This window comes from Persicobacter diffluens, assembly GCF_036244895.1.
GTDB lineage: Bacteria > Bacteroidota > Bacteroidia > Cytophagales > Cyclobacteriaceae > Persicobacter > Persicobacter diffluens.
Genome location: NZ_BQKE01000007.1, coordinates 25,973 through 51,266, shown reverse-complemented (window position 1 = coordinate 51,266; position 25,294 = coordinate 25,973). Strand labels below are relative to the sequence as shown.

At 39.7% G+C, this 25,294-nt stretch carries 28 protein-coding genes; 15 read left to right on the top strand and 13 right to left on the bottom strand.

Going from position 1 to position 25,294, the window contains the following annotated elements:
- Window positions 1-597: 597 nt before the first annotated feature.
- Window positions 598-1,170, top strand: a complete 573-nt coding sequence (locus AAA970_RS26225; protein ID WP_338239894.1) for a recombinase family protein — start codon at window positions 598-600, stop codon at window positions 1,168-1,170.
- 756 nt (window positions 1,171-1,926) lie between these two features.
- Complete coding sequence (locus AAA970_RS26220; RefSeq protein WP_338239893.1) at window positions 1,927-3,489, top strand: tetratricopeptide repeat protein; 1,563 nt, start codon at window positions 1,927-1,929, stop codon at window positions 3,487-3,489.
- Window positions 3,490-3,729: 240 nt separating this feature from the next.
- Here AAA970_RS26220 and AAA970_RS26215 read toward each other — a convergent pair whose 3' ends face one another.
- The 4 genes from AAA970_RS26215 to AAA970_RS26200 all read right to left on the bottom strand — a co-directional run bounded on the left by AAA970_RS26215 (window position 3,730) and on the right by AAA970_RS26200 (window position 7,733).
- The gene (locus AAA970_RS26215; protein WP_338239892.1) at window positions 3,730-4,143 is read right to left on the bottom strand and encodes a hypothetical protein; all 414 of its coding nucleotides are present in this window, start codon (window positions 4,141-4,143) and stop codon (window positions 3,730-3,732) included.
- Window positions 4,144-4,217: 74 nt separating this feature from the next.
- The gene (locus AAA970_RS26210) at window positions 4,218-4,706 is read right to left on the bottom strand and encodes an IS66 family transposase (protein ID WP_338239891.1); all 489 of its coding nucleotides are present in this window, start codon (window positions 4,704-4,706) and stop codon (window positions 4,218-4,220) included.
- A gap of 1,007 nt (window positions 4,707-5,713) precedes the next feature.
- Window positions 5,714-7,039, bottom strand: coding sequence for a replication initiation protein (locus AAA970_RS26205; protein ID WP_338239890.1), 1,326 nt, complete (start codon window positions 7,037-7,039; stop codon window positions 5,714-5,716).
- A 412-nt stretch (window positions 7,040-7,451) separates the two neighbouring features.
- On the bottom strand, window positions 7,452-7,733 hold the full coding sequence (locus AAA970_RS26200) for a helix-turn-helix domain-containing protein (RefSeq protein ID WP_338239889.1): 282 nt from the start codon (window positions 7,731-7,733) through the stop codon (window positions 7,452-7,454).
- A gap of 308 nt (window positions 7,734-8,041) precedes the next feature.
- On the opposite strand from AAA970_RS26200, the gene AAA970_RS26195 reads away from it, so the two are divergent.
- From AAA970_RS26195 to AAA970_RS26135, 13 genes are all read left to right on the top strand, one after another.
- Window positions 8,042-8,983 carry a ParB N-terminal domain-containing protein gene (locus AAA970_RS26195; protein WP_338239888.1) on the top strand — a complete coding sequence of 314 codons (942 nt, stop codon included), beginning with the start codon at window positions 8,042-8,044 and terminating at the stop codon, window positions 8,981-8,983.
- Window positions 8,984-9,143: 160 nt separating this feature from the next.
- Window positions 9,144-9,485, top strand: coding sequence for a hypothetical protein (locus AAA970_RS26190; RefSeq protein WP_338239887.1), 342 nt, complete (start codon window positions 9,144-9,146; stop codon window positions 9,483-9,485).
- 604 nt (window positions 9,486-10,089) lie between these two features.
- Window positions 10,090-10,344 carry a hypothetical protein gene (locus AAA970_RS26185; RefSeq protein WP_338239886.1) on the top strand — a complete coding sequence of 85 codons (255 nt, stop codon included), beginning with the start codon at window positions 10,090-10,092 and terminating at the stop codon, window positions 10,342-10,344.
- A gap of 2 nt (window positions 10,345-10,346) precedes the next feature.
- Complete coding sequence (locus tag AAA970_RS26180; protein WP_338239885.1) at window positions 10,347-10,745, top strand: hypothetical protein; 399 nt, start codon at window positions 10,347-10,349, stop codon at window positions 10,743-10,745.
- Window positions 10,742-12,316: a relaxase/mobilization nuclease domain-containing protein gene (locus AAA970_RS26175; RefSeq protein WP_338239883.1), complete on the top strand. Its 1,575-nt coding sequence runs from the start codon at window positions 10,742-10,744 to the stop codon at window positions 12,314-12,316. Before AAA970_RS26180 ends, AAA970_RS26175 begins: the two co-directional genes overlap by 4 nt.
- Window positions 12,317-12,335: 19 nt before the next feature.
- A complete protein-coding gene (locus AAA970_RS26170; RefSeq protein ID WP_338239882.1) occupies window positions 12,336-12,947 on the top strand; it encodes a ParA family protein in 612 nt (203 codons plus the stop codon).
- 11 nt (window positions 12,948-12,958) lie between these two features.
- A complete protein-coding gene (locus AAA970_RS26165; RefSeq protein WP_338239879.1) occupies window positions 12,959-13,387 on the top strand; it encodes a response regulator transcription factor in 429 nt (142 codons plus the stop codon).
- 27 nt (window positions 13,388-13,414) lie between these two features.
- Window positions 13,415-14,020, top strand: a complete 606-nt coding sequence (locus AAA970_RS26160; RefSeq protein ID WP_338239878.1) for a DUF4099 domain-containing protein — start codon at window positions 13,415-13,417, stop codon at window positions 14,018-14,020.
- Between the two features lie 3 nt (window positions 14,021-14,023).
- Window positions 14,024-14,341 (top strand): hypothetical protein, encoded by a 318-nt coding sequence (locus AAA970_RS26155; RefSeq protein WP_338239877.1) that lies wholly within the window; start codon window positions 14,024-14,026, stop codon window positions 14,339-14,341.
- A complete protein-coding gene (locus AAA970_RS26150) occupies window positions 14,338-15,999 on the top strand; it encodes a toprim domain-containing protein (RefSeq protein ID WP_338239876.1) in 1,662 nt (553 codons plus the stop codon). The genes AAA970_RS26155 and AAA970_RS26150 overlap by 4 nt, the downstream gene beginning before the upstream one ends.
- Window positions 16,000-16,018: 19 nt before the next feature.
- Window positions 16,019-16,792, top strand: coding sequence for a hypothetical protein (locus AAA970_RS26145; protein WP_338239875.1), 774 nt, complete (start codon window positions 16,019-16,021; stop codon window positions 16,790-16,792).
- Between the two features lie 7 nt (window positions 16,793-16,799).
- Window positions 16,800-17,213, top strand: coding sequence for a PH domain-containing protein (locus AAA970_RS26140; protein ID WP_338239874.1), 414 nt, complete (start codon window positions 16,800-16,802; stop codon window positions 17,211-17,213).
- 18 nt (window positions 17,214-17,231) lie between these two features.
- Window positions 17,232-17,702, top strand: a complete 471-nt coding sequence (locus tag AAA970_RS26135) for a hypothetical protein (RefSeq protein WP_338239872.1) — start codon at window positions 17,232-17,234, stop codon at window positions 17,700-17,702.
- 36 nt (window positions 17,703-17,738) lie between these two features.
- Here AAA970_RS26135 and AAA970_RS26130 read toward each other — a convergent pair whose 3' ends face one another.
- The 9 genes from AAA970_RS26130 to traN are packed head-to-tail and all read right to left on the bottom strand — an operon-like array spanning window position 17,739 to window position 25,293.
- Window positions 17,739-18,437, bottom strand: coding sequence for a hypothetical protein (locus AAA970_RS26130; RefSeq protein WP_338239871.1), 699 nt, complete (start codon window positions 18,435-18,437; stop codon window positions 17,739-17,741).
- Window positions 18,438-18,448: 11 nt separating this feature from the next.
- Entirely contained in the window at window positions 18,449-19,108 is a 660-nt protein-coding gene (locus AAA970_RS26125; RefSeq protein WP_338239870.1) for a hypothetical protein, read from the bottom strand.
- A gap of 4 nt (window positions 19,109-19,112) precedes the next feature.
- Entirely contained in the window at window positions 19,113-19,766 is a 654-nt protein-coding gene (locus tag AAA970_RS26120; protein WP_338239869.1) for a hypothetical protein, read from the bottom strand.
- Entirely contained in the window at window positions 19,754-20,410 is a 657-nt protein-coding gene (locus AAA970_RS26115; RefSeq protein WP_338239868.1) for a hypothetical protein, read from the bottom strand. Before AAA970_RS26115 ends, AAA970_RS26120 begins: the two co-directional genes overlap by 13 nt.
- Window positions 20,407-21,060 carry a hypothetical protein gene (locus tag AAA970_RS26110; RefSeq protein ID WP_060690408.1) on the bottom strand — a complete coding sequence of 218 codons (654 nt, stop codon included), beginning with the start codon at window positions 21,058-21,060 and terminating at the stop codon, window positions 20,407-20,409. Before AAA970_RS26110 ends, AAA970_RS26115 begins: the two co-directional genes overlap by 4 nt.
- Entirely contained in the window at window positions 21,057-23,018 is a 1,962-nt protein-coding gene (locus AAA970_RS26105) for a type IV secretory system conjugative DNA transfer family protein (RefSeq protein ID WP_338239867.1), read from the bottom strand. Before AAA970_RS26105 ends, AAA970_RS26110 begins: the two co-directional genes overlap by 4 nt.
- A gap of 20 nt (window positions 23,019-23,038) precedes the next feature.
- Entirely contained in the window at window positions 23,039-23,908 is an 870-nt protein-coding gene (locus AAA970_RS26100; protein ID WP_338239866.1) for a hypothetical protein, read from the bottom strand.
- Window positions 23,909-23,950: 42 nt separating this feature from the next.
- Window positions 23,951-24,472 (bottom strand): hypothetical protein, encoded by a 522-nt coding sequence (locus tag AAA970_RS26095; protein WP_338239865.1) that lies wholly within the window; start codon window positions 24,470-24,472, stop codon window positions 23,951-23,953.
- Entirely contained in the window at window positions 24,469-25,293 is an 825-nt protein-coding gene (traN, locus tag AAA970_RS26090; RefSeq protein WP_338239864.1) for a conjugative transposon protein TraN, read from the bottom strand. Before traN ends, AAA970_RS26095 begins: the two co-directional genes overlap by 4 nt.
- Between the last annotated feature and the right edge of the window lies 1 nt (window position 25,294).

The following is a 25,294-nucleotide window of genomic DNA, read 5'->3' as shown; positions in this document are numbered from 1 at the left end:
TGTTGCCAGGAACATGCTGAGTTTTCTTTGCTTATTACTATTTTGGTTTCATATTCCTGTCTGGTGGTAGCATAGAGTGGTTGGCTTGAAAGCTCAAGGTTGTTCCACAGAATGATTGCATTTTGAATGATGATCCGGCAGTTGATTGCTATATCACGGTCTTCTTTAAATGATTGACGGTTTTGGCGGTCGTTATCAAAGGGGGGGGGAGTTCCACATAACTGCATATCGAGGTCCCACCCACATTCGTATCAAATGCAGCCATAAGTCTAAATTCACCCCAAAATGCCCACCTATTTTTAAAAACTATCTACCAAATAATATTTGCTGACGAAGTTGTTGTAATTATTGTACTTTTATAATCTTGATGACATTCTACGACTTCAAAGTCAGGCACATTTTTCAGCTCAGCAACTTGCCTTGTGGTAGATTGTTCCTTGGTCGAAACACGTGTATAGATCACTGCTTTCATACATTGATACTTATTATACTATACCCTACCCCTATCCAAAATCAGAATCCCATAACTTGCTGGTATTCTGATTTTTTTTGATCTTTACCGAATATCACTACGCTACCCGTTCAAATTTTTTCAAAATGAAGGCAATTTACATCCGAGTATCCACCGAAGGTCAGAACATCGCCATCCAAAAAGGAGAAGGCAAAGAGTTCATCGATAAGTGCTCCGGCACCATCCCGTTTTTTGAGCGGCCGGCCGTTAAGAAATTAACCCGGGCTATTGAAGCGGGTAAGATCTCAGAGTTGGAGGTTAGCCGTCTGGACCGTTTCGGCAGAAAAGCAGAGGATGTGAAGCAAGCGATCAATTGGTTTGGTCGCAGGAAGGTGCAGGTGATTATTAAAAACCAAGGCTTGGTATGTTTCAATGATCGCTGGTCTTTAACACCTGCTACCCGTATGATCATCGGGGTGTTGGCTGAGTTTGCGGAATTTGAGCGGGAGGTGATCAAAGAGAAGACCCTTGCGGGCATCGCCCTGGCAAAGGTGGAAGGAAAATTCAAAGGCAGGAAGCCCGGATCGAAAAATATACGGAAGCACCATCAGTACGATAGTGTGATGGCGCATTTGGAATCCGGTAAGTCGGTTACGGCAATTCACCGACTCACTGGTGTAAGTCGGGTGAGTATTGCGAAATGGAGAGATGAGAAATAGAATCCGGTTTTCGGCTAGATCCTGCAAAAATGGATTTTAAGATTTTTGGGTAGTCAATTTTTAATACAACATCCCAAAAGCCAAAGCAAAATAATGGAGCCCTCCCCATATTCAATATCATTTTTGACGTCAAAAGCATTCTCTAGACCCTGAATATGCTTTTGCTCCTTATTTCTGCCGCCAACTATATAAATATACTGAATATCCACCCAAAAGTCTGCCTGATCGGAAGCTCCTACTTATTGCTTGCCCTGCATTTGGTTCACAAAAAATGTTCCTCTAATATTCCCAATGTCAGGTGTATTGGAGGATTTTAAAGTCATTAAACCGCTTTCTCCTCATTCCTCTGCTTCCTTAGAAAAAGCTCGAAACAGACAACTATTCCTGCATTTTTCCAGCATTGCAACTAAACGAGGATAATGCGCATCATTCGGAGGAAGCCAGAATGGCCCATCATGGACTTGCAAGCGCTGAAGGAATATTATATATTAAAGACAGTAAGCTGTAAATGAACAACTTACCGATAATAAAAAGTGCCAACATGATGATTAGACATTATGAGTTGCTGCTTTTAAACAAGAATAAACGGTGAAAAATATATTCCTGCTTACCTGCATGCTGCTCTTCGCTTGCAGCCCAGAAAAAAATAATCGGACCGGAAGGGATTTAACGACGGATCTGCAAAATAAAATTGCCTTTTGTCCTCCGGTTTTGAGTGATAGAGCATGGTATCAATCGGAAAATAAAGCCCCATTAATGAAAGGACTCCATGTCTTAAATTTTCCGGTCACCACCAATAATCCTTTAGCTCAGGCTTATTTCAACCAGGGATTAATCCTCTCTTACGCATTTAATCATGCTGAAGCAGCAAGGTCGTTTTACTACGCCTCAAAGCTTGATTCAAGCTGTGCGATGGCGTATTGGGGCTATGCATATGTGTTGGGACCTAATTTTAACGCAGGCATGTCTCCTGAAAATTTTCAAGCTGCATTTGAGGCCAGTCGTAAAGCGGAAGCTTTAATTACGGAGGAAACTAAGGATATCGAAAAGGATTTGATTCGGGCATTAAAGACCAGGTACAGCGCAAATCCTCCCGCTGACAGGTCTGTTTTAGAGGCAGATTACTCCCGGGCCATGCAAAGGGTGTTTCAGAAATACCCAAACAATGCGGATGTCGCTGCTTTGTATGCGGAATCCATCATGGATCTTCATCCCTGGGATATCTGGGATCAGCAGGGTAAGCCAAAACCATGGACGGCCCATTTGCTCTCCATTTTTGATCAGATATTTAAAATTGATTCACTGCACCCCGGGGCACATCATTTATATATTCATTCCGTGGAAGCCTCCTCAACGCCTGAATTGGGACTCAGAAGTGCCCGCCTTTATGATGAGGATCTGGTTCCGGGAGCAGGTCATTTAGTTCATATGCCGGCACATATTTATATAAGAACCGGTGATTATCATAAAGGAACGCTTTCTAATCTTCGGGCACTGAAGGTGGACAGTGCTTACCTCTCCAATTGCTATGCACAAGGCACCTACCCTTTGACATTATATCCACACAATTACCATTTTTTATCTGCCACGGCTACGCTGGAGGGAAATGCAGACCTGGCTATTTTTGCAGCGCAGCAAGTAGCGGACCACGCCAATCGCCAGCTGATGAAGGAACAGGAATGGGGTACGATTCAGCACTATTATACCATCCCCTATTATGTGAAGGTCAAATTTGGCCGGTGGAATGAAATTCTGGAAATGAAAAATGAAGACACTTCCCTGCCCTATCCGGAAGCGATACGCCATTACGCCAGAGGAATGGCGTATTTGGGACTGAAAAAGTTAACAATGGCTGAAAATGAACTTCAAAAACTAAAGGAATATGCGAAAGATGAAAATTTAAAAAATGTGACGATCTGGGATATAAATACGACTTACGATCTTTTGCAAATTGCGGTTAGAGTTTTGGAAGCCGGACTGCTTGCTGAAAAAAGGCAATTCCAGGCAAGTATAGCGATGCTTCAGGAAGCGGTGATGTATGAGGATTCCTTAAATTATCAGGAACCACCGGACTGGTTCTTTTCCGTAAGACATGCCCTCGGCGATGTGATGGTTAAAGCCGGGAGATATGAAGAGGCCATTAGGGTGTATCAGGAAGATCTGAGAAAGCTTCCCAAAAATGGCTGGGCTTTAAATGGGCTGAAAACGGTTTACCATAAGGTTGGAGATGTAGCGCAGGAGCAATTGGTGGGGCAGCAATTGGAAACCGCATGGACGTTTGCAAATGTGGAATTAAAGGGCTCTGTGATCAAACCCTAATTTGGGCTGATTGAAAATCATGAAACCAAACTTAAGCCGGATTATTCATGCTAAAGCCCTCGTTTAGAACCTACTTAAAAGCCAAAATTCGCAGCGAAAATTAAATATGTATATTTGTTAAGCCATCCTATAGCATCAAAAAAACACCGTTGAGGATCACCATAACAGCGATCTTCAACGGTGTTTTTTTTGAAAGTATAACCAGTTGCTGGTCATACACATTTGGTGAATGACTTCATCTTAATCGTCACCACATTCCAATTCCCATCCACCATCATCTTCTCGGTCCCAGTGACAGTCGGAAGGCGCCGGATAAGGCGGTTGGTTCGATCCTCTTCGACCTTCACATTCCAATTCCCATCCACCATTATCTTCTCGCTCCCAATGACAGCCGGAAGGCGCCGGATAAGGTGGTTGGTTCATTCCTCCTCGACCTTCACATTCCAGTTCCCATCCGCCATCATCCTCTCGGTCCCAATGACAATTAGGATCAATTTTCATATTGGGAGGAGTAGGCCCATACCATCTATTTCCACTCCAATGCCCATTGCCTTGTTTAGGATATATCGGCTTTACATCCTCTTTATTACATCCTGTTAATACAAAAAAAAGTAAAAGGGCAATCATGGGCATTAACTTCATTATCGTTTTCATTTTGTAAACCTCCGGTCAGCGGCACCTCATCAATAAAAACCTCGCTCAGGTGTACTCAGCGAGGTTTTAAATTTTTAAGAATTTTTGATCGGAAGCAAAATTTCTAACTCTTCTTCTGCTGTGCTATTAATTTTCCGAAGTGTTTCCTCTAACCATGTTTGGGGACTGATGTCACTCAGTTTGCAGTTCGCAAAAAAAGTATAAAACATAGCGGCCCATTGTCCGCCACTTTCTGAGCCGACAAACAAAAAACTCCTTCGCCCCAAAACTGATGGCCTGATTTTGTTCTCAATTGGATTATTATCAATCTGAAAATCACCATTCTCCGTATAGACCAGAAGTCTACTCATATTTTTTAGCATATAACCGATTGCCTCCGAAATTGGAGTTGACGGTGGATATTCAGAGTAGTACTTTTTTCCCAATTCATGTAACCAGTTTATTATTTTGACTGACCATCTTTGTCGAAGTTTTTGTCGTTGATCAGAAGAATAATTTTTATCCTCAGCCCAGCGCTCTACTTTATACAGCAGCCCGATCAATCTGATGGCGTATTCTGCCATTTTTTCGTCTTATTCAAAAAGTAAAATAGTAGATATTTCCTATGTTCGCAGTACCTGACAACGCCTTTTTTCCAAGAACTCAGGTACTTTTATAGTTGGCAGCAAAAATAAGAAGCAAAAGTAAATACATGGTCTTGAGAATGCTTTTGACGTCAAAGATGATATTGAATATGTGAAGGCACCATTCCGCTTTGGCTTTTGGGATGTTGTATGTCTAATTCAAAATTGCTTAGCAACCTCACAAAGATAAGCCACTAACAATTGGATATACCGAAGATATTGACACCTTCAGCGAAGATCACAATCCAACCAGCCCAGAAAATAGAAAACAAGAAGATGATAGTGGGGATCCTGATATAAAAGTATATAAATATTGATAGTTTAACAAAGGCATGAGCTCACTACCACCACCTTAAGTTTTACACACATTACTATACATAAAAATTCCTTTATTTAATTTTCAAGTAAGGAACATAATTCCTTATATGTTAACCACTTAGAAATATCCTACTTGAAAACGACCTGGATTAGATCAAAAAAATACCCCAACATTTACTGAAGGGGCTCCCGAAAATAGATTTTTTGATAGAATTTGAGGCAAAACTACAACAATCTAACTGAAAGTGAAACGATTACAATAAATACTAATCCTGAAATTACAATTAGCCATTCTGCCAAATTAATTCCATCAAACAAAGTAAACCACCCCCAAACAATAAGGCTGCGGAAATTAGGTACAAAATATTCCCACTACCCTTCAGCCAAGGAATTGGCTTCTTATTGTGTCCCTCCGCCAAATAGTAAAAAAATCCTCCTAAAAGCACCGGTATAAGGTAGACAATATTGACCATATCTATTTGATATTTAAGATGATAGTCAAATTTATCAAATAAAAGCCGTAAACCTCAAAAAGTACACTAGGATTAATCCATTTATCTTACCTGAAAATTACTCTAACATCAAATCAACTTTCAATTGGTCATCAAAATTGTAAAAACCTGTAGGCATTAAAGAGAATTCAGTCGTTCGGTCATTTTCCGAATCTCTTCCTCCAACTTCTGCTTTTCCAGTTCTTTAGCTTGTTGCTCCTGATTCAATTCAAATTCTTTAAACTGCTCCCACTTAGCCTGGTTATTAAATAATTCGATTTCTTCAGGAGAGCCAAGTTTCAATAGAAGGAATTTTCCGATTCGCATTTGAGTATCCACGGATAATTCACCAAAGACAAACTCCTCCATAATTCTGTTCAAAATAGTAGTATAGTTTTCTCTTAAGAAATCAACTACTTCTTCTCGGTATTTCTTGTAATCATATTTATTATAATACGCTATACATAATGACTTAGACCATTCAAAATGTAGCGCTCTTTTCTCTTCTCTTTCTTTAGCTAATTTTTCCTCATTTTGTTTACTAACTTGAGCTTCCTTTAGCCTTTCTACTTTAATTAATTTCTGCTCTTGCTCTTGTAAATAATCCTGATACTGTTGATCAAATTTATCATCTTTCATAAGCTTGCTTTTATAAGCAGTCGGATTTCTAACCCCCTCCATTTCAGCGACATATTGATCGATATACTCATTTTTGGAAGTAATAGGATTTTTATCTAAGCTAATTGTAGTTGTTTCTTCATTTTCAGCTATGGATTTGTTCGTTCCAGAAATTACAAAAACAATTTCCTTTTTAGATCTTCTATTTTCAGGTAAAAGTTTAAAATCAATTGATAAATCTGAGTTCAAATTAATTTCATCTATCGAAGGCAATATTACTCTATCTACCAATTGGCTTATATATTTATACTTTCCTTCTAAACCTAATAAAAATTTAAAATAGCCTATTTCAAACTTCCTTTCTTTTATTCTTGGGAAATATTGTTTACATAATTCATAAATTCTTATAGAATAAGCCTTTCTAAATTTTGCTACATTATGAATAAAGTATTTGGTGAAATTTCCTTTAAGATTTAACAAAAATCTTTTCATTTCAGGATCAAACCTAATTAGAAAACTCCCCTCCCCTTCAACAATTGATGTGTAAGAAATAAAACCAACAGCCTCCCAGACCAACTTACCGTGCAAATTTTGCTGCTCCATTTCTACAGAGGAATTCATTAAGCCTCTTACGGCATCCTTAACTAAGGAATACGCTTTCCCCCCCGCTTTATAGTTCTCGCCTAAAATTTCAGTGATAGGAATTTTGTACTGCAAAACATCACTATCATCATTTACCCGAGCAACAGCAGCCAATACTATCCTTTGCTGTGTAGCAGTAAAATGTTGCCTAGAATTAACTAGCTCGTTTGACTTAACAACTAATCTGTACTGATCTAATTTCATTTGCACACATTTTTTCCATTCAAAGATTGAAGGATAGCAATGTAAAAAATAAAATGGAAATTTTGTGTGGTAGGACGGAAATTTTGTGTGGTTAATGCTAGTTTTTTTATATAACACCTCAAATAACCCCAATAAAGCCTCAACACGCACTGCGTTAACGGAATATTTGTAAGCTATAATGGAATAATTGTGTGCAAGATGGACTTTTTGTGTGGTACAATGGAATAATAGTGTAGAAGTATGGAATTTTTGTGTAGGTAAATGGAATAATTGTGTAGGAATATGGAATTTTTGTGTGGAAATTAAAAAGAATAGACTAATATTCAGCTGTTTAAGTAAAGGGAAAACAATAAAACCTTAAAACAATAAAATATAAAAATACAGTTAGGTTGTTGCAATTTTTGTCGTAAAATCAATCTTTCTTTACCTCAATGGAACATAACTTTTTACCATTAGAAAAGATCTCCAAAATACTTGAATCTAGGACCCCTTTAAAATTGTCATTTTCATTTGGGTCAACAAATTCTACTTTTAATTTTAAACCTAAAATCTCTGCAATTTTTTCCAGATTGTCCCAAGAGGGTCGTTGTTTCCCATTCACCCAAGCAGATACTGTTGATTTTGAAACATTTAGTTTTTCAGCTAAATCTTTATCTTTTAACCCTGCGTTTCGTAATTCTCCTCTTAAATCCATATAAATAGTTTACCCTCGGTAAGATCTTTTTTAAAAAAGTTATTGTTTAGAATGAACTTTTCGTCTAAATTTCTATCTTTAGGAAAGATAGTAAAATACTCATAAAAATAATGCTTTTGCTGAAGTGTTAAAATATGATTAAAATATGAAAAATTATTGCTTTTTTTGTACTATAATTGAAATTGTGAAATTCAATTATTACATTGGTGATTATCCCGATTACTAATTGGTGATATCAACGACTTTTGTGGAAAAAAGCCGCTAGCTGGAACTAGACGGCTCTAATTGTAATTAAAACTTACTTTAAAATGGAGAAAAAAACCCACTTAATCAACGTAGATGCCACTTTTTTGAAAAGTGAGCCTCAGGTTTCAAATGATTTGAGAGATTGGATTAAACCTCTTTCTGATGATCAATTCCTTCAGCTCAAAGAGAATATTGCGTTGGATGGAGTTAGAGAGCCTTTACTAATTTGGAAAGAAAAAGACCTATTAGTTGATGGTCATCACCGATTTAAAATTATTCAGGAATTAAAATTGCCTTGGGAATCCGTTCCAGTGGTTTATCAATCGTTTGATTCAATTGAGGATGTAAAGGATTGGATGATTCGTAATCAGTTAGGTCGAAGAAACTTGAATTCCAATGAATTATCTTATTTACGAGGTAAATTATATAATCGAGAGAAGGGAAAACCAGGTGGGCAAGAAGGAAATTCTAATTTTTCAGGAAAAGTCGATGGTGACAATTTGTCACCATCGACTACAGCTGAGAAAATAGCGGAAGATCATGGAGTTACAAAAAGAACTGTTCTACGTGATGCTGATTACGCAAATGGTTTAGATCAGATTGGACAAGAAGACCCCAATCTGAAGGCAGATATACTTTCCGGAAAAAAGAAAGTATCCAAGGCAGCAGTTCAAAAACTAGGTAAAGAGGGGAATGTAAATGGTCGATCCAGTTTGGATAAGTTAATCGCGATTTCGCGAGACCAGGCGGAAAAGACATTGGAGGCGTCCGAGAATGAGGCGAAGAAGGATCCGAAGGCTGAATTTATCAAGAATATGACCGAGATCCACGATTATAAGGAATTCGATGTGATAAAAGAGCAGATCAAGACTTTGTTCAATGAGCAGTTTAGTTGTATTGAAGATACGATGCCGGAGGAAAGTAAGTATTTGTTGGGAATGGCGAATAGACTTCATGAGCTTATTGAACATTATCAGGAGAACGCAACAACTGACATAGTCTAGTGTATCTTTTACGTTTTGTGAAATTTAGGTATTTTCCCTTATGCTTTTTACGCAATGTATAAATCATAAAGGTTTGGTAGGTCTTGCGGCCTCTTGGTTGAAGAGGCGCAGACCTTCAAATCAGATCAATTGTACCGAAGTATTTACTGAATTGGTTACCATGAATAATACTGGTGAGATTCCTGACGTGATTGGCTTCAATTATTGGACTTCTGTTGTGGTTGAGGTAAAAACGAGTAGGGCTGATTTTTTGAGGGATAGGAAAAAGCCATTTCGACAGGAGCCCATAAAGGGTATGGGAGAATTCCGCTATTATTGCGTTCTAAAAGGCTTAGTGAAGAAAGAGGAATTACCCAACGGTTGGGGTTTACTGGAGTATGATTCTGGTGAATTGGTCTGTTCGTTACTTCCTGAAAGAATGAAAAGTAATGCTGTTGAGGAGCGGATATTGCTTTTGTCTGCTTTAAGGAGATTAAAAAGCAGATCTGCTAAGTTAAGGTAGGAAGCACCAATCAGAAGGCATGGACTGAAGGGAGGAAAAAAGGGAGTATATCGGTTAGCGCTAGTATTGCACTTATTTTCATAGAACAGTTTTTTGAAGCTTTCGATATCGTTTGCCTTGGATGGGCGTGGATTTCCCTTTTCTACTATATACTATATAAGACTACAATAATACGTCCGACGGATGCGGGTTGGGAGAATGCAGGCAATAAATTTCGCGATATGCTGGAGGAGATAAAAAAAGCAATAAGGACTAAAGGGAGAGAAATCTAACCCATTTTCCCCATGACTTTTTGCAAATCCGGACCGTTCCTTTCGTTGGCCAGATCCTCCCGGTCTTCCGAAATCACTAAGGTTTAGGAGCCGCTTTGCGGCAAGAGTTAATTGAGGTCACCAGGGAGGCAAGCTCCCATGACCTCAAGGTTGGAGTCCTCTCCCCCACCCGCTTTTTTAGGCGTCGCTTTGCGACAATGCTTCTAATGAGGCCACGGAGGGCCAATACCAAAAATTGGATTTTTGTTGTTGCAGGATGTGCTTTTGAGTCCCTCAAAAGCTATCCCTGCCGACGAGTCGGAATATTTGGCGCAACTTAACTGAAAATAGAAATGAGCAAGCAAGAATTAAATACCCGGCTTTTTGAAAGAGAAAAGTCCGGAATTTTCAGGACTGAGCAAAGTTTGGAAATGGCGAAAGATGATGTTCATCGGAAAGAATACATCCAATACCTTCAACGAATTTCTGCCCGGAAAGACTACATAAAGAATTGGCCATTTTATACGGTCATTAATCTGAAGGGAAAAGAGCGTCGAGAATTAGGGAAAGTAGTAGCAGCGTATTTGACCACACTTAACCGAAAATAAAGATGAAAAGAAAAGCAGCAAAAAAGCCGCCAATGGTTGCCCTGAAATTCAGAGTTTCTCAGGAAGAGCATGAGCAAATCAAACTGATGCAAAGCCAGCAGAAGCCGGAGAATCTTTCGGCCATGCTTCGACAATTTGTGATGGATGCTGTGAAGGAAGAAAGAGTTTATCAAAGAGATTCGAAGCAGGATGTTATGCAGTCCATTCATTTGTTAGGGACGGTAATGAGTAACTGTCATTTTTCTTTAGAGGAATGTAAACGAGGTATTTTATTGGGCTATCAGCATGGTCGGATAAAGGAAGAGCAGGTTGAGTTACTATTAAAGGTGATAGAAACATACACTTCTACGCTTTGTGAACTTACACTGGCCTATCGGAATTTAGTTGCTTCACTGATATGAGTGCCCAGGCGAAAATACTCAGTAGTGCCGGAGGGAAATTTAATGCGGTCCAATATAATGACCGGAAACGTGATGGCGAAAAGGCGGAATTGCTTAAAATAAAGAATTTTGGGCAGTTAGAAATGATGGGTGATAATGCCCGTAGAGAAGATTATGTTAAATATCTTCAGGCAGTTTCTTTTCGGAATGAGAACGTAAAGAATAAGCAATTTCATGCGGTACTCAGCGTAAAAGGCGAAGCATTGTCTCATGAGCAATTAGCAAAAATGGCGGAGGATTACATGAAAGAAATGGGCTATGGAAACCTTCCCTATTTAGTTTTTGGGCACTATGATACCGCAAACAATCATGTACATATCGTCAGTACCCGGGTAGATATGGAGGGCAAAAAGGTAGATGATAGTTTTGAGCGCTTAAAATCTCAGCAGGCGATGCAAAAGATTCAGAATATTAGTCCGGAGCTGGAGTTTAAAGCGGTTCATGAGGATATCTCTAAATATTCCTTCTCCACCATGGCGCAATACAAAGCCCTGGGGGAAGCAGCCGGATACATCATGAGATTGAAGGGGGAGAAAATGGAGTTCATAAAGTACGGCAAGGTGCAGGGAACCGAGGATAAGGCGGTGCTGGAAGAGCGAATGAAAACTTATAAAAAGGATCAGAAGCGGATCAAGCAACTTCGTGCCATCTTCCACAAATATAAGCCGGCCATGGAGCACGAGGCTTTTCAAAAGTATCTGCAGGAGAAATTTGGGGTTGAGCTTTCCTTTCATGTTGGGGAAGGAAAAAAGAAAGCCTATGGCTACACGATTATAGATCATGCCAGCAAGGCGATATATAAAGGTGGTGAGGTCATGCCTTTAGATTCCTATCGCAAAATGGAAAGTATGGAGCGAAAGGCAGCGTTGGCTAAAGAGATCATTAAGCAATTCGAATACAAGTCCGAGGATAAACAATTCGCATACTTCCAAAAGACGCTGAATGAAAAAGGCTTTTGGGCGAAACATGATGGTACTGTTTTGCTATCGGGAACCAATGAGGCTTTAGCACAAATGCGACCCTGGGATTTGGAAATGTTGAAAGCCAATACCAGACTGGCCGAAGCCACCAGTTACAATGCTTATAGTTTCGAAGGGGCGGTAATGCTCTCGGAATTATACCAGGTTCAATTGAAGCATATTTCCATTCGGGATATGGATGTTGAGCAAACCAATTTCATCAACCTCATCCGAAGTGGATTGCAAACCACCTCACTCGGGGAGCTTCAGAAATCACTTGGATTTGAAATCATTCAACATAAAGGAGAGCATTATTTCATTGATCGACAATTCGGGATTGTGGTGGATCGCAAGGATCTGGCTGATGAAAAGAATGACCTCAAATTTGAAATCGCTTCCGATGCAAAAGTATATGATCTCTATTCCCGAAAGCAGAGCAGTATTCTGGATCAGGCATTGGAGCAGGGACAAGGATTAAGCCTGAATGTAATGGCAGAGATTGCTTCTGCCCTGAATGCTTCCGGTGAAACTGACCGTCGAAAACGAAGAAATAAAAGTCAAATACAGTATTAACCCTTAAACTTAATCGATCATGATTATTCTGATGGCAAACCAAAAAGGTGGTGTTGGCAAAACAACACTTACTATTCTGTTGGCTAATTACCTGGCCCAAAAAGGAACACCTACACACGTTATCGATTTGGATGTTCAAAAATCAGTGGTGGACAACTATAAAAAAGCAATCGATAAAGGGTGGAGTAATGAGTTAATCCAGGTCGTCGATGGACAAACAGTTCCTGATTTTAAGAAATTGAACCAGGAGGGAAAGGTGGTGATTATTGATTTGCCCGGCCGACTGGATAATAAGGCCATGCAAAGTCTTATTAAAAAAGCCGATGCAGTATTATGTCCTTTCATATTTGACCCAATCACTTTTAAATCAACACTGGTTTTTGCTCAGCTGTGCACGGTCCTTATGCCGGATGACTTCCGGAAGAAAATGTTCTTTCTCCCCAATAAAGTAAAGTCCAGTGTTAAGCTCGAAAATGAAAAGGAGATCCACAAAATTCTAAAACAGTTTGGGAAAATCACCCCACGGATTCCGGATTTGGTCTGCTTCCAAAGGATTCCCTCATTTTCAATCAATGAGGAACAGGCCAATAGATCCAAAAATGCATTTGATTATCTGATGTACAATTTATAACCCCTACTGCTATGAACATTAATATCCGTCCCGAATCTCGGTTTGTTCAAAATTTCACCTACGCCTGTCAATTGACTGACTGGGAAAAAAAGTATCTAACGCTTTATGCTAAAGGGTATTGTGTAGAGACTATATGTATTATGTTAAATACATCTAGTAGTACCCTATACCGCAAACGATCAGGCATTCTTCAAAAAACAAAATTCTCAACAATCAAAGAACTGATTGCCTCTATTAAATCGGATCGTAGAGATGAAAATATGAATCAAATACTAAGCACCAGAGAACGTGAAGTATTTGAGGTACTACGCCTTGGGAAGTCTAATAAGGAAATAGCAGAGATACTATATATATCAATAGGAACTGTAGAATCCCACATCAGCAATATATACAACAAGCTCAGCCTCCGCAATAAAATTGATTTGTTTAACCGCTGCTAACATAGCAGCACAAATAATTACTTATATATGAAAGCAGATAATTTCCCTTACGAACAACTGGCTCAGATTGGCCTTACGCGTGGTGCCATCGATGGTATGAAAAAGGAAGAGCGAGAAGCTCTTTTTCAAGGTAAAACTTCTCCCCTATTAGATCTTTCTATCCGCAAAAATGAAATAGCATTTGTGGGAAAGGGAAAGATTTCTCTATATGAAAAATCCGGAGGTGAAATTGGCATAAAAGTGCATCCTGTGCGTGCGGAGATCAAAAACAACTATAGCCTTAGCCCCAAGCAGTATGAGCGCCTACAGTCTGGAGAAACGGTTATACACGATACGCTGGATAAAGGCAAAAGCAGGACCTACCTCCTACAGGCTGATAAGCAAACGAATGAAGTCCGGTCTACTGAGGTGAGGACCGTAAAAATTCCGGATAAAATTCAGGGGTATGCCCTGAAGAACGAGGAAAAGAACATGCTCAAACAAGGCCAGCGTGTAGAATTCCAAAATGAAAAAGGGGAACGACAATCCATTAAACTGGATCTGATCGATCCAAAAGGAATTAAAGTAGAGCCTGTGCTATTGGCAAAGGACAACAGTCTGAAGCAATCACAGTCAAATTCAATTAGCCGCTAATTTATGAATGCTAAAATTGAAAGGGTCGCTGCTTCTTTGCGGCTGCGACCCACTTCTTACATCGGAGAGAATACTATTTCTGAGTATACAAAAGCAAAGAAGATCGCTAAAGCACTGAAGCAATATTCCAAGATCATTGGCCAAATGGTACAGAAAAAAAAGCGTCGGCAGCTATCTGTAAAAGAAGTGCTCACACAATTTGAGGCGATTCTCATGGGGATGTCTCCTGGTAAGCTGGAACCTTATTGGAATATGCATCAGAGTGACCAGATACTGGCAATGGTTAAATTATTCACTGCTCGGAACATCAATAAGTTATGACAGATTTAGAAAAAATTAAACATGAGGTTTCCATCATTCAGGCCGCTACCATCTTAGGATACAAACTCAATCCTGAGAAAGGAAAAAAGACTCCTGAGCTAACGCATCCAACCCTTGGCAATATCATAGTTTACAACCCAAATGATTCCGCCAGACAGCGTTATTTCACCCGAGGAGACGACCTGGACAAAGGCAGTGTGGTGGATTTTGTAAAACATCGCGTCGGTGCTTTTAACATACATAGCGGAAGGCAGGGTTTTGGAGAGGTAGTAGATGTACTGAACTCCTTAGCTGGCGGGAAGGTCGCACAGCAAATCCCCATTAATGCACCTCCGGACAAAAAATTCAATCTGGAGGATTATAAAGTGGGTCCTATTCAAATAAAGGAAATGCGGTATCTGAGCAATGAAAGGAAGATACCTCCCGAAACGCTTAAAGTGTTTCAGGATTCAATAATGAAAGAAAGCAGAGGGAAATTCTGGAATGTAGCTTTTCCAATTCGGGCTCCTGGAGAGGAGACCATCATTGGACTGGAGTTTAGAAATAAAAACTTCAAACGCCAGGCGGATGGATCAGACAGAAAAAACGGACTTTGGATTGCAGATCCGGAGAAGGTTGGTAAAGAAGCCAAACAGGTCTATATTAGTGAGGCGCCTATCGATGCAATCAGTTTCTATCACCTTCATAAAAACAAGCTGGACTTAAAGGAAGCTGTATTTGTTGCCACCTGCGGAACTCCTTCAAAAAGTCAGATTGAAGCGCTAAAGAGTACTTTCCAACAAGCTAAATTTTCAACAGCTTACGATCATGATCTTGCCGGGAAAGTGTTTAACATAAAAACAGCAGCCTGGCTGGAAGGAAAGGAAGTGGCTGTCCGCCAAAAAAAAGAAGATCCTGAAATTCAGGTCAATCTGAACGAGCAAACTTTTCGGATAAATAAATATGATCCTTCCCTATTCAATAGTTTTCGAAAGTCCTCAGGTGTAGGAAACAGTTTAACCACTTACACCCCCCACACAAAGGATTTTAACGAGGATCTGCAAAAGGGATTGATGCCCAGGGAGCGGATTCCCTACGTTCAGATGAAATCCATTGGCATTACCAAAGCCGATATTGATTCCCTGAACCAGGTGGAGCGGGAAGCATTTTTAAAAGGAAAGTCGTCTCCGGTGATGAGGCTGACAATTGAAAAAGAAGGCATCACTTTCTCTGGACATGGAAAGGTTTCTTTATATGAAAAACCTTGTGGTGAAATGGATATAAAAGTCCATCCGGTAAAATTGGGCGTTGAAAACAACTACAGTCTATCTGAACAGCAATTTAAGCAGCTGAAGGAGGGTGAAATCATTTCACATCAGGCTAATAAAAATGGGTTTGTTAAGCATTTCCTTTTGCAGGCTGACAAACAGACCAATGAAGTGAAATACGTTGATGTAAGCTTTTTAAAATTACCTGAGCGGATTCAGGGCTATGTTCTTGAGGAAAAGGAAAAAGAGTTGTTGAAGAAAGGCCAACGTGTGGAGTTCCAAAATTCGAAAGGAGAATCCCAATCCATCAAACTGGATCTGATTGCGCCTAAGGGAATATTGGTCCAGCAGACCAGTGGTGCCGATCAAAATGAAATAAGTCGCTCAAACGCCTCTTACCTCAGCCGATAACAGCTATAAATAATTTGTTATGACTCAAAAAAGCAATGAAGCTCCCAAATCCCATTTTGGGAGCCTTAACCTTGAACCTGCTACGGTTCAGGATCTTGGATTTCTCTCCAGAGTAAAAAGTATTTCTACAGCTACGCTGGAAATGTTTCTTCCCTTCATTCTTAAGGATGTACGAAAAAGCTATTGGAATATCGCCTTCCCTATCCGGTCCCCTGAAACAGAGACTATTATAGGAGTGATTCTCAAAAACATCAATTATCATGAAATTGCTGAGGGATCTGACACATTCAGGGGGCTATGGATAGCAGATCCATATCATTGTAGCTTCTTTGCGCAAAAAGTATATATCACGAATTCAGTGATAGAGATACTAAGTTTCTTTGATCAATATAAATTTAAGTTTGATTTTAAGCAATCTGTATTTATATCTGTTCCTGATGAATTACACAAACTTCATTTCCATTCTCTGAAAAATTATTACCCTAATGCATCCTTCATTAGTCTATTCGGAAACCATCTTGAAGGAAAATTAAATGACATTCGGTTTGCATGTTGGGTAGCAAACAAATCTTTAGATATAAATCTAGTAGAGGAAGAATTAATTTTACTTTATAACGATAAGGAGATTATTTTTAATCCTGCTAATTCGCTATCTTTCAATAGTTTCCGAAAAGCTTCCGGTCTCAAAAATGTCATCAAAGTGATTAAGCCAAAATCCGGCTCATTCAATGATGATTTTAACCTACACGAAAATGAATCAACCAAAAAGAAATCTCACTATTCGACCTACTAAGCGGTACATGATCATAAGGGTATTTCCGTTGTTGGTATTCCTTTTCATTTCTTTAGCCGCTGCTTATCTGATTGAAGACCTGATCTTAATTGCTTCCGGAGTGTTGATCATCATGATTGCCTGGCAGATTATCTACCTAGCAACCGTGAAATACGAAATCACACGTACTCAGATCATTTACTCCAGGGGAGTTTTGAGCTATGAAACTGATTACCTGGAGATGTACAGAGTCAAAGACTATATCAAAAAACAAACCCTCATCGCGAGGATATTGGGTATAATGAACTTCACCCTGATCACCTCCGACAAATCACATCCTGAATTCTCCATGATAGGTATTCAGGATTCCAATATTCCGGATACTGTTCGCAAGCTGGTGGAAGTATCCAGAAAAACTAATCGAGTTCTACAAGTTGACTAAAAATTTAACTCTATAATTATGAAAAAATTAGCTTTTTTATTTGCGCTATCTGTACTTATTTTCTCATGTGATAGTGAGAAAAGTGACCCAATAAATGAAAACCAAAAGGCAAAATATGAATTTGCATTTTCATTTACTACTACTGAATATCCACCTCAATTTAATGAAAACATGGAAATAGAAGTGACCTCCGGGGTATTCAGTTATATATCAATTGAAAATGGGAAATCCGTAACTTTTGAAAATAGGAAAGCCCCCTTTACTGTTCCTTTTCAAGATCATAAAACCCTTCTTCTTTATTCATCAGAATACTCTCCTAACACGCTAGAATTTAAAATTAACGTCCCGATTCCTGAAATGGGGATTTCAGAAAGAAACCTTAGATTAGGATATAGCCTTTTGGATCTTGAAAAAGAGGATTTCCTAACTATTGGAGAAAAGCAGATTTCTCCCAGTGAAATACCATGGAACCAAGCAATTAACTTTTAAAAAAAGCCCTCCAAATAATAAGGAGGGCTTTTTTTGTTATTGTTTTTTTGCTTCTTCAAGGATTTGCTTAGCTATTTCAGCCCTCCTATCCTCAATAGGCTTTTTGGGGTTTTTGTGATAGCCTCTTTTGACTAAAGCACATATGCGGCTCATTTTCCGCATTAAAATCAAGTGCTGTTGTAGTTCTTCCTGAATTGTAAACATTTCACTGGAATAATCTGCCCGATCCAACATGGCATCTTTAACAAATTCCTGCTGTTCCCATATTCGATCCCATTCATTCGCTATTATTACTAAATCAGCTTCATCGGCCTCATTGTCCACCAAATCAATAAATGCAATCTTATATTCTCCTAATAACTCTTCATAACGAGGTTTAAAATATAACTCATACTCCGGATGAATTGCCCTGTTCGCAAAATCGATCTCAACTAATTTTAGGTACTCATCTGCCCAGGTGTAATTGGTTCGTTCTGCATCTAATTGTTCTTTCACCGCTATCTCCTGTGCCCAAAAATAAGGATGAAGCCTTTTGTCTCCCTCCTTAAAATATGGTCGCTTCCCATCTCTTATTAAATAGGCTTTGTCCAGTAATTGTAATTCCCCCCAACTATCATAGACTTCCCAATACCTTTGTTGCTGTCGAATCTTTTTTGCATCCCGAACCGGAGTAATGGATTGAGCCGAGGTCCAAGAAGAGAATAGGGTAAAAATTATCAACATAAAAAATCTCATAATATTCTATTTTAATTATTATACCATTCTTGAATTACTTCCTGTGCTATTCGCTTTCGATGATCAGATACAGGCTTAGGATTTTCTTTTACAGCCTTGAATTTGAAATTTAAATCCGCCCTTACGGCAGATCTATACAAACCATAACTCACTCCCCTAAGCACCCTTAGCTCTTTGATAATATGCGACATCACCTCATTCCGCTGTTCAGCATCCATCAGATTCATGTCCCCTTGCAATGCAATTACCCCTGCTATATATAGGGATAAATCATTTATCCGCTTCCCCATCTTAAAATTCACCTCCGTCACAAACTGAATCAATTGACTATTCCCTGAAGCCGCTTTTATCGCCTTTGACTGATACTCATAAATATCTTCGGCAATAGAAAACGCATACTTTACTTCGGTAATATCCTCGATTACAGCAAAGGTCAATTTCCTAGAGTTTTGAATTGCTTTTACTTTTTGTACAAATCCTTGAAAGTCTTTCGAATTCTCTTTCTCTATTAAAGCTGTTGCTCCCGTTGAAACTGTAAACTCTTCAAGCTTTTTGGTTAAATCCCAATGGAGATCAATTAGCGCATTTCGCTGCAACACATCAAACTGAGGAGCTTGAGCAAAACCAGCTACAATTGTCAGGGTGAAAAATAAAGTCAGTACTCCTTTCATCTTCCTACTGTTTATATTCATTAATAATATCCAGAGCAATCACTGCCCTCTTATCCTGAAAAGGCTTATTGGGGCTTTTATTAAATTTATGCGCATACTTTGCCCTCTTCATTAATCGCTCTGCCGTGAATAATGCCCCACGTATTTGCTGAAGCTCAGTCAAAACGTGAATAATCACTTTAGCCCGTTCGGCATTGTTCAGCATATTCTTTTCTCCTCCTTTTAGGGCAAAGTCACTCAAATACTTAGTCAATTCCACCAGCTGACGGACTACGGCATTTTCTAAATCATAGGCCACTACAAATAATTCCGGTTGCTCCTGCCCAAGATCCATTATTTGAGATTGTATCTGGTATATGTCATCAATAGCCTGGGTAATACGGATCACATCTTTTGAGTTTCTGATAATCGCTTTTACCGTTGTTTTTGCCTTATCAAAATTTGACTCAATCGATTTTACAATCTCATACTCTCCCAGCTTAATGGTATTGTTTTTCACCATATCAGACATGGCTTTTTTCTTTGCTTTTAACACACTGGTATGCTCAACATAAGCAGCGGTTTTTTGACCTAATATGGCGGCATCTGCTACTGGTAACTGAGCCCAGGATCGTAGCGATGTAACGCAAATAATCATCATGAGAACTACCTTTTCCATTCTGAAATCACCTCCTTTGCTATTTTTGGTCTATTATCCTTAATTTTTGATTCCACTCCGATATAATCCCACAGGGTGCCATAACGGGCAGTTTTCATCCTCCTTGCCATGCCATAAGCAATGGCCCTGATTACCCGTAACTCCTGAATCACATAGCGGATAAAGCTCGCTCTTTCCTTTGCATCCAATAGGTTTTCTTTTCCTTCTTTCAATGCGAAAGAATTCACATAGTCCATTAAATCTATGATTCGGCCAGCTGATTTTTGCTCCAAATCAGCAGCTATGAGCATCATTTGTGCATTTCCTTTAGCCACTTCATATACCTCTGATTGATACTTGAATATATCCGACAAGACCTTACTAACCTCTGCTATGGATTTAGAATCCTTCATCACAGACTTCACTGTCCGGTGCATCTCATAGACCACAGTAGTCATGGCTGTCACTCCAGCCAAACGCTCTGATGATTTGCCTGTATATCCCTTCGCATCTGACAGGCGGCCCTCTACAAAGTGTTGATACATCGAAACCAAACCATCTGACTTTGTCGAGTTTATCAAATACTCTGCATCAATTACAAATTCATAAACTTGAGCAAATCCCTGGACGGGCAGCATCAATAAAAAAAGTATAAAGTATTTCATTGCTTAAATTCTTTAATGAGTTCCTGAGCGATTTGCTTTCGATTATCCGTTAGCTGAAGTGGCTTTGGGTTCTTAAACTTTTTAGCAGTACTGGCACTCTTGATCTCCCGCCTTACCCCATACATGATGCCCCTGATGTACTTTAATTCCTTTACAGCATTCTTTATCAAATTATCCCGCTGCTTATTGTCCAGCATGTTTTTGGAGCCACCGGTGAGCGCCAAAGTTATTTGAGTACTTAGCATTGTAATCCGCTCAACCACTTGCTTTTCCAAAATAGCAGCCATCAACAGTAACTCTGCATCCCCTTGAGCATAGGAGTAAACCTGTTTCTGGTAATCTGATATTTGCTCTATAATTTCAAAAGCATAAGCCACATCATACAGGTTTTTCACCACTTCCTGAGCCTTGGTTTTGGCATTATACAGTCTCACTAATATGGTCCTCATCGTATCAACCTGCGTCTGCATGGCAGTGCCCAATGCAGCCAATCCTTTTTGAGAATCATTGGAATCATCCATCAAGTTGTTTTGATCATTGTCATGAAGCTTTAAAACTCCGGTAACTGCTACATCCGTAACCGGCTTATCCTGCCCCATCACCACAACAGGAAGCATGATCATCACATAAAAAATTATTACCCTTTTCATGATGCTACTGTATTTTTGAATTTTACTGACTGGACCATTTCAAATACCTCTGCCTGAATTTTCAGCATGTTTTCCTTCAGAATTACCTCCTTATTATCGCCAAAATTGTAATAAATAGGCGTGGGCTGATATTGTGCTTTTTCTCTGTTGACTGCATCCACATCCATTTCTATCCGGCAGTTAAAGGACGAATGATTCACTGAAAGTTGCTCCTGGTCCTTTTTCTCATAAGCTAGCTTGGCCACTACCTCTCCGGTTTTCAGGTCGGCAATCTTGGAGGCGGGAATAGTGTTTTCCATGAACTCATTCTGTGAATAAGTAGCCTTGTGCCGGTCGATACTGACACCGTTCCGGACTTGCATCGTCTTGCCAAAAAGCTTCTCCAGCCACTCCAGAGTCTGTTTGTTTTTAATCACTGCGGAAATAATATTGGCCGGAACACTCTGTATACTAGCAGCAGTCTGCTTTCCGAACATCTTCTCCAGCTGAGAAAGATCCTGAAAGGCCAAAAGTACAGCGACCATATTTTCTCTGGCGGTGGCGATCAAAGTGTCCAATTGGTAAATGAAAAAGGTAGCCAGCTCATCCACTACTAAGGAAACCGGAAGATTTCCTTTTTCATTCAATGCCCTGGTCAATCGGTTCATGATCACTGAATAGCAAGCAGAGTTCACATTCATCAAGTCCGGATGATTAGCCAAAACCAATATGGACGGATCATTCGGATCTGATATCTTTAGATTAATATCATCCCCGGAGAAAACCCAAAGTGTTTCCTTACTCGCCAGTCTGGAGAGGTTAATCTTAAGCGTACCCACCTGACCGTCTAACTGCTGGTAAGTTTTATTTCTATGCGCATCCATAAAGGGGCTAATCAGACTATGAATTTCATACTCAGTACTCAGGGCATTGAAAATTTGCTCATAGCTCAAGGTGAAAAAGAGCAAGACGTGCGCCATGGTGGAGTACTTTCCTCCCTCATACCTGCTAAAAAAGTAGATCACAGCCCCTAACAGGTTAATCGCTGATTGATTAAAAAACTGCGAAGCTCCCTCTTGCTGAGATTCTGATTTTTGCAAGGCACTCACGATGGCGTCAGCTGCCTCCTGAGCAGCTGGCAATGAATAAATATACTTCGGAGATAAAGGATTTACCCTTCGGCTCTTCTCCACATCCTTGAAATTGATCACATGGAACTTATGATTTTTTAGTATCCCTCGCTTTTTATTGAGTAGGTAATGATAATAAGTCACCTCTGCCAATCCGGGGAATTTGAAATCATACACCAGCATGGAAAACCCTTTAGCCAACAGCGTTTTGATGTAGTTTAAGATGATAGAAAAAGTCTTTCCGGAACCGGGGTTTCCGATCAAAAAGACGGTTCTAAATACATCGGTAATATTCATCCATCCCATCCGTCGTTTACCCTTGTGGAAATAAGACATCCGGTAGCTCACAGATCTATTATTGTCCAAAAGATTTTCATTTTGCGGGAAAGTTTCGTTCTCCTCATTGAACTGGTCTGTGGCCAGCTTATTCTTAATTCGCTTTGAAAGGTTATCCAATGAGGTATGCAATAACAAGGCACCAATGACACTTTGAGCCAAATACATTAACCAATCGTAACGTATTGGATATATAAAAAACACTAAGGCTCCAAAGAAAATGATCAGTCCAAAAAAGAAAGGAATTCGGATCTGAGTATTGGGATTGATCGTCAGATTCTTTCTCGCTTTTGTGCCTATACTCACTATTCCAATCAGGAAGAAAGTCAGGAACTTCGAATAAATTGCATTTTCATATACCCCGAATCGGCTAATACGCATCAATAAATCAGCGGACCATTCCGGAATAAATTCCACAGGCAAAAAAAACACCAGCCATTCCAGGAGGATGGTCACATAAATTACCCCCTGTAGCATGGAGTACAGCTTTTGAAGTTCTTTACTTTCTTCCATTTGAGTAATGGTTATGGTGATTACATAGCTCTTCCCTGGCTTTGGGAAAAGTTTGCTTTGACCGCATTTTCAGAAACCTGTGAGTTTTGAATAATCGATCGCTCCAAATCCTTGTAGGCGCTTTCTACCTTGGTGCTTTGTTGGTTATTTTGAAACTTCTCAATCGTAGCATCAATAAACGTTATCCTCTTATATAGCTTAGATTGAATGCTGCCATTCTCCAAAGCTGATAGCTCCTCATTTGGTATAAATCCTTTTTGAAATTCCTGGATTTTGGTTTTTGCTTCGATCGGATTTTGGAACTCAAACTCCTTCAGGAAAACTCCTCCAGTGCCATCACCCTTTAAGGTCAAATTGGTCATACCGAAGGTGGTCTCAATATTTAATAAACTTACATCTCCACCGGATTTTAACCAACATCGATCTGGCGCGGATAAAATATGCTGTCCTACTTTGGAAAAGTCATCTAAGACCTTTTCTACCCCCAAATCATTATACAGCTTTTCTGATGCATATTGATTTAATCTTTTTGACTGTCTACGCCATTCATTCTCTATTACTTCAGCGGAAATTTTCACGCCTTCTATTAAGTGCCCTTTTACAAATAAATTATGCTCATCAACCTTTTGAACAAATTTCAAAGGCTCATGAGAGGATACTTCATAAATTCCAGATGGGGATAATTTCACATCAATTTTTCCTACTATGGGTGAATCAACACCCTTTATCCATTCAGGTCGTCTCTTCCCACCTTGAATACCTTTCCAGATGATCTCGTCAACTTTTTCAGCAAAGCCCTCTGGCTCTTTGTTTATGAATTTATTGGTCAAAAGATCACTAAGAGAATCTTTATAGAGGAAATCTTCGAAGTTGTTATGTAAATCTTCCATTTGAATCTAGTTTAAAAGTAAAGACGGGTGACTTTCGTCTAGCTAATTCAGTGGTACTTTCAACCCCACTAATCCCCCTACCCTCCAGGTATCCTCATCCCAAAAGACCACCTCATTTTTTTGTCGAAGAAAGAGCACAATACCCTGTTTGGTCATGAAGGAAAATTCAAAACCTGCCGTGGCGCCGGCAATGAATTTGTGAGTATTAGTCCCTAAGCTTGCCCCGGTTCTGAAGCTCAGCATCATATTCCGACTTCGGAATAACACAGGCTTATAGATTATTCCTCCTTTAAAGCTATTGACAATCTCTCTTCTCTCCCCAAAAGTCGGTTCCCCTTCCTCTGTGGTCGGAGGAATAGTGAAAGTGGTCATCCGGTCACGGTGGGCATAGTCAAAGTTCACCTCCCACATGCGGTAATACTTCTGCCCGAACTCCAGGGACATTTCTCCGATCGCCATTTCAGGATGATAAAGTCCTCCGGCCATTGAGAAATAATTATATCCCTGCTGCGCGAAGCAGGGGAAAGACGCGAGCGTCAGCAATATGATGATCCAGCTTCTCATAGTGTGTCTGCATTAAGTACATCTGAATAGTCTACCCGTAGATTTACCGTCCTGCCGGAAATCTGATTCTCTGAAACCTCGATCGAGAACACCTTTTGGTTTGGGAAGGTGAACTTCTCGAATACAAATACATTTCGATACTTCCTTTTGAAACTCTTGGTATTAAAGAGTGCGAACTCCGGTTGAAGCTCAACCTGTTGAAAGTTGGTAGCCTTCTGTATCTTTTTATCTTCGATCTTAAATCGGATCTGATCAATATCGTATTTGATATTGGTCTTGTTGAATAAGGAGACGTCTACGAAGAAGTAGTTCCCTACCGTATAAATGTTATTTAAGCGGGCTTCGAATTTATACTCCTGCGCTTTTACAATATGGTATTTGGGCTTGGTATTCATCACCTTCATACCAATTTGCTCCAACTCCGGGCGGGCAATGGAAACATTGGGAACAATCAAATCAATCCCCTCTTTCCGACCGATTAATAAATTCTTTGCCGCCAGTTTTGGTTGAGTAGGAAAAAGAAGAAACTGCGCCATATAGCTCTCACAGATGACCGTCAGTACTCCGAGCTGCTCATTCCCCAAAGAGTCTTCAGGTAGTGGTTTCAGCTTCAATACATTTGTTGTCGCCATCTCCCCTACCAGACGGTCTGTAGAGAAATCAACAGTCTGAATGTTTTCAGAAAAGACCAAGTGAGTGGTCACCTCCGGATTAATGTGCACCATGATCAGTTCACTTCCCTGAAGGTCTTTTTCAGGAATCTCCTGCGCCACAGCCATGGTCGACAGAAGAGGGATTAATAATATCAATAATCGTTTCATC

Bases quoted from the DNA above. Each gene is read 5' to 3' on its own strand.
- AAA970_RS26165 (WP_338239879.1), top strand. From the start codon at position 12,959: ATGAACATTAATATCCGTCCCGAATCTCGGTTTGTTCAAAATTTCACC.
- AAA970_RS26185 (WP_338239886.1), top strand. From the start codon at position 10,090: ATGAGCAAGCAAGAATTAAATACCCGGCTTTTTGAAAGAGAAAAGTCC.
- AAA970_RS26140 (WP_338239874.1), top strand. From the start codon at position 16,800: ATGATCATAAGGGTATTTCCGTTGTTGGTATTCCTTTTCATTTCTTTA.
- AAA970_RS26215 (WP_338239892.1), bottom strand. From the start codon at position 4,143: ATGAAAACGATAATGAAGTTAATGCCCATGATTGCCCTTTTACTTTTT.
- AAA970_RS26115 (WP_338239868.1), bottom strand. From the start codon at position 20,410: ATGAAATACTTTATACTTTTTTTATTGATGCTGCCCGTCCAGGGATTT.
- AAA970_RS26155 (WP_338239877.1), top strand. From the start codon at position 14,024: ATGAATGCTAAAATTGAAAGGGTCGCTGCTTCTTTGCGGCTGCGACCC.
- AAA970_RS26145 (WP_338239875.1), top strand. From the start codon at position 16,019: ATGACTCAAAAAAGCAATGAAGCTCCCAAATCCCATTTTGGGAGCCTT.
- AAA970_RS26195 (WP_338239888.1), top strand. From the start codon at position 8,042: ATGGAGAAAAAAACCCACTTAATCAACGTAGATGCCACTTTTTTGAAA.
- AAA970_RS26105 (WP_338239867.1), bottom strand. From the start codon at position 23,018: ATGGAAGAAAGTAAAGAACTTCAAAAGCTGTACTCCATGCTACAGGGG.
- AAA970_RS26135 (WP_338239872.1), top strand. From the start codon at position 17,232: ATGAAAAAATTAGCTTTTTTATTTGCGCTATCTGTACTTATTTTCTCA.
- AAA970_RS26100 (WP_338239866.1), bottom strand. From the start codon at position 23,908: ATGGAAGATTTACATAACAACTTCGAAGATTTCCTCTATAAAGATTCT.
- AAA970_RS26130 (WP_338239871.1), bottom strand. From the start codon at position 18,437: ATGAGATTTTTTATGTTGATAATTTTTACCCTATTCTCTTCTTGGACC.
- AAA970_RS26225 (WP_338239894.1), top strand. From the start codon at position 598: ATGAAGGCAATTTACATCCGAGTATCCACCGAAGGTCAGAACATCGCC.
- AAA970_RS26110 (WP_060690408.1), bottom strand. From the start codon at position 21,060: ATGAAAAGGGTAATAATTTTTTATGTGATGATCATGCTTCCTGTTGTG.
- AAA970_RS26180 (WP_338239885.1), top strand. From the start codon at position 10,347: ATGAAAAGAAAAGCAGCAAAAAAGCCGCCAATGGTTGCCCTGAAATTC.
- AAA970_RS26210 (WP_338239891.1), bottom strand. From the start codon at position 4,706: ATGGCAGAATACGCCATCAGATTGATCGGGCTGCTGTATAAAGTAGAG.
- AAA970_RS26220 (WP_338239893.1), top strand. From the start codon at position 1,927: ATGAAAGGACTCCATGTCTTAAATTTTCCGGTCACCACCAATAATCCT.
- AAA970_RS26200 (WP_338239889.1), bottom strand. From the start codon at position 7,733: ATGGATTTAAGAGGAGAATTACGAAACGCAGGGTTAAAAGATAAAGAT.
- AAA970_RS26175 (WP_338239883.1), top strand. From the start codon at position 10,742: ATGAGTGCCCAGGCGAAAATACTCAGTAGTGCCGGAGGGAAATTTAAT.
- AAA970_RS26120 (WP_338239869.1), bottom strand. From the start codon at position 19,766: ATGGAAAAGGTAGTTCTCATGATGATTATTTGCGTTACATCGCTACGA.
- AAA970_RS26205 (WP_338239890.1), bottom strand. From the start codon at position 7,039: ATGAAATTAGATCAGTACAGATTAGTTGTTAAGTCAAACGAGCTAGTT.
- AAA970_RS26170 (WP_338239882.1), top strand. From the start codon at position 12,336: ATGATTATTCTGATGGCAAACCAAAAAGGTGGTGTTGGCAAAACAACA.
- traN (WP_338239864.1), bottom strand. From the start codon at position 25,293: ATGAAACGATTATTGATATTATTAATCCCTCTTCTGTCGACCATGGCT.
- AAA970_RS26150 (WP_338239876.1), top strand. From the start codon at position 14,338: ATGACAGATTTAGAAAAAATTAAACATGAGGTTTCCATCATTCAGGCC.
- AAA970_RS26125 (WP_338239870.1), bottom strand. From the start codon at position 19,108: ATGAAAGGAGTACTGACTTTATTTTTCACCCTGACAATTGTAGCTGGT.
- AAA970_RS26160 (WP_338239878.1), top strand. From the start codon at position 13,415: ATGAAAGCAGATAATTTCCCTTACGAACAACTGGCTCAGATTGGCCTT.
- AAA970_RS26190 (WP_338239887.1), top strand. From the start codon at position 9,144: ATGAATAATACTGGTGAGATTCCTGACGTGATTGGCTTCAATTATTGG.
- AAA970_RS26095 (WP_338239865.1), bottom strand. From the start codon at position 24,472: ATGAGAAGCTGGATCATCATATTGCTGACGCTCGCGTCTTTCCCCTGC.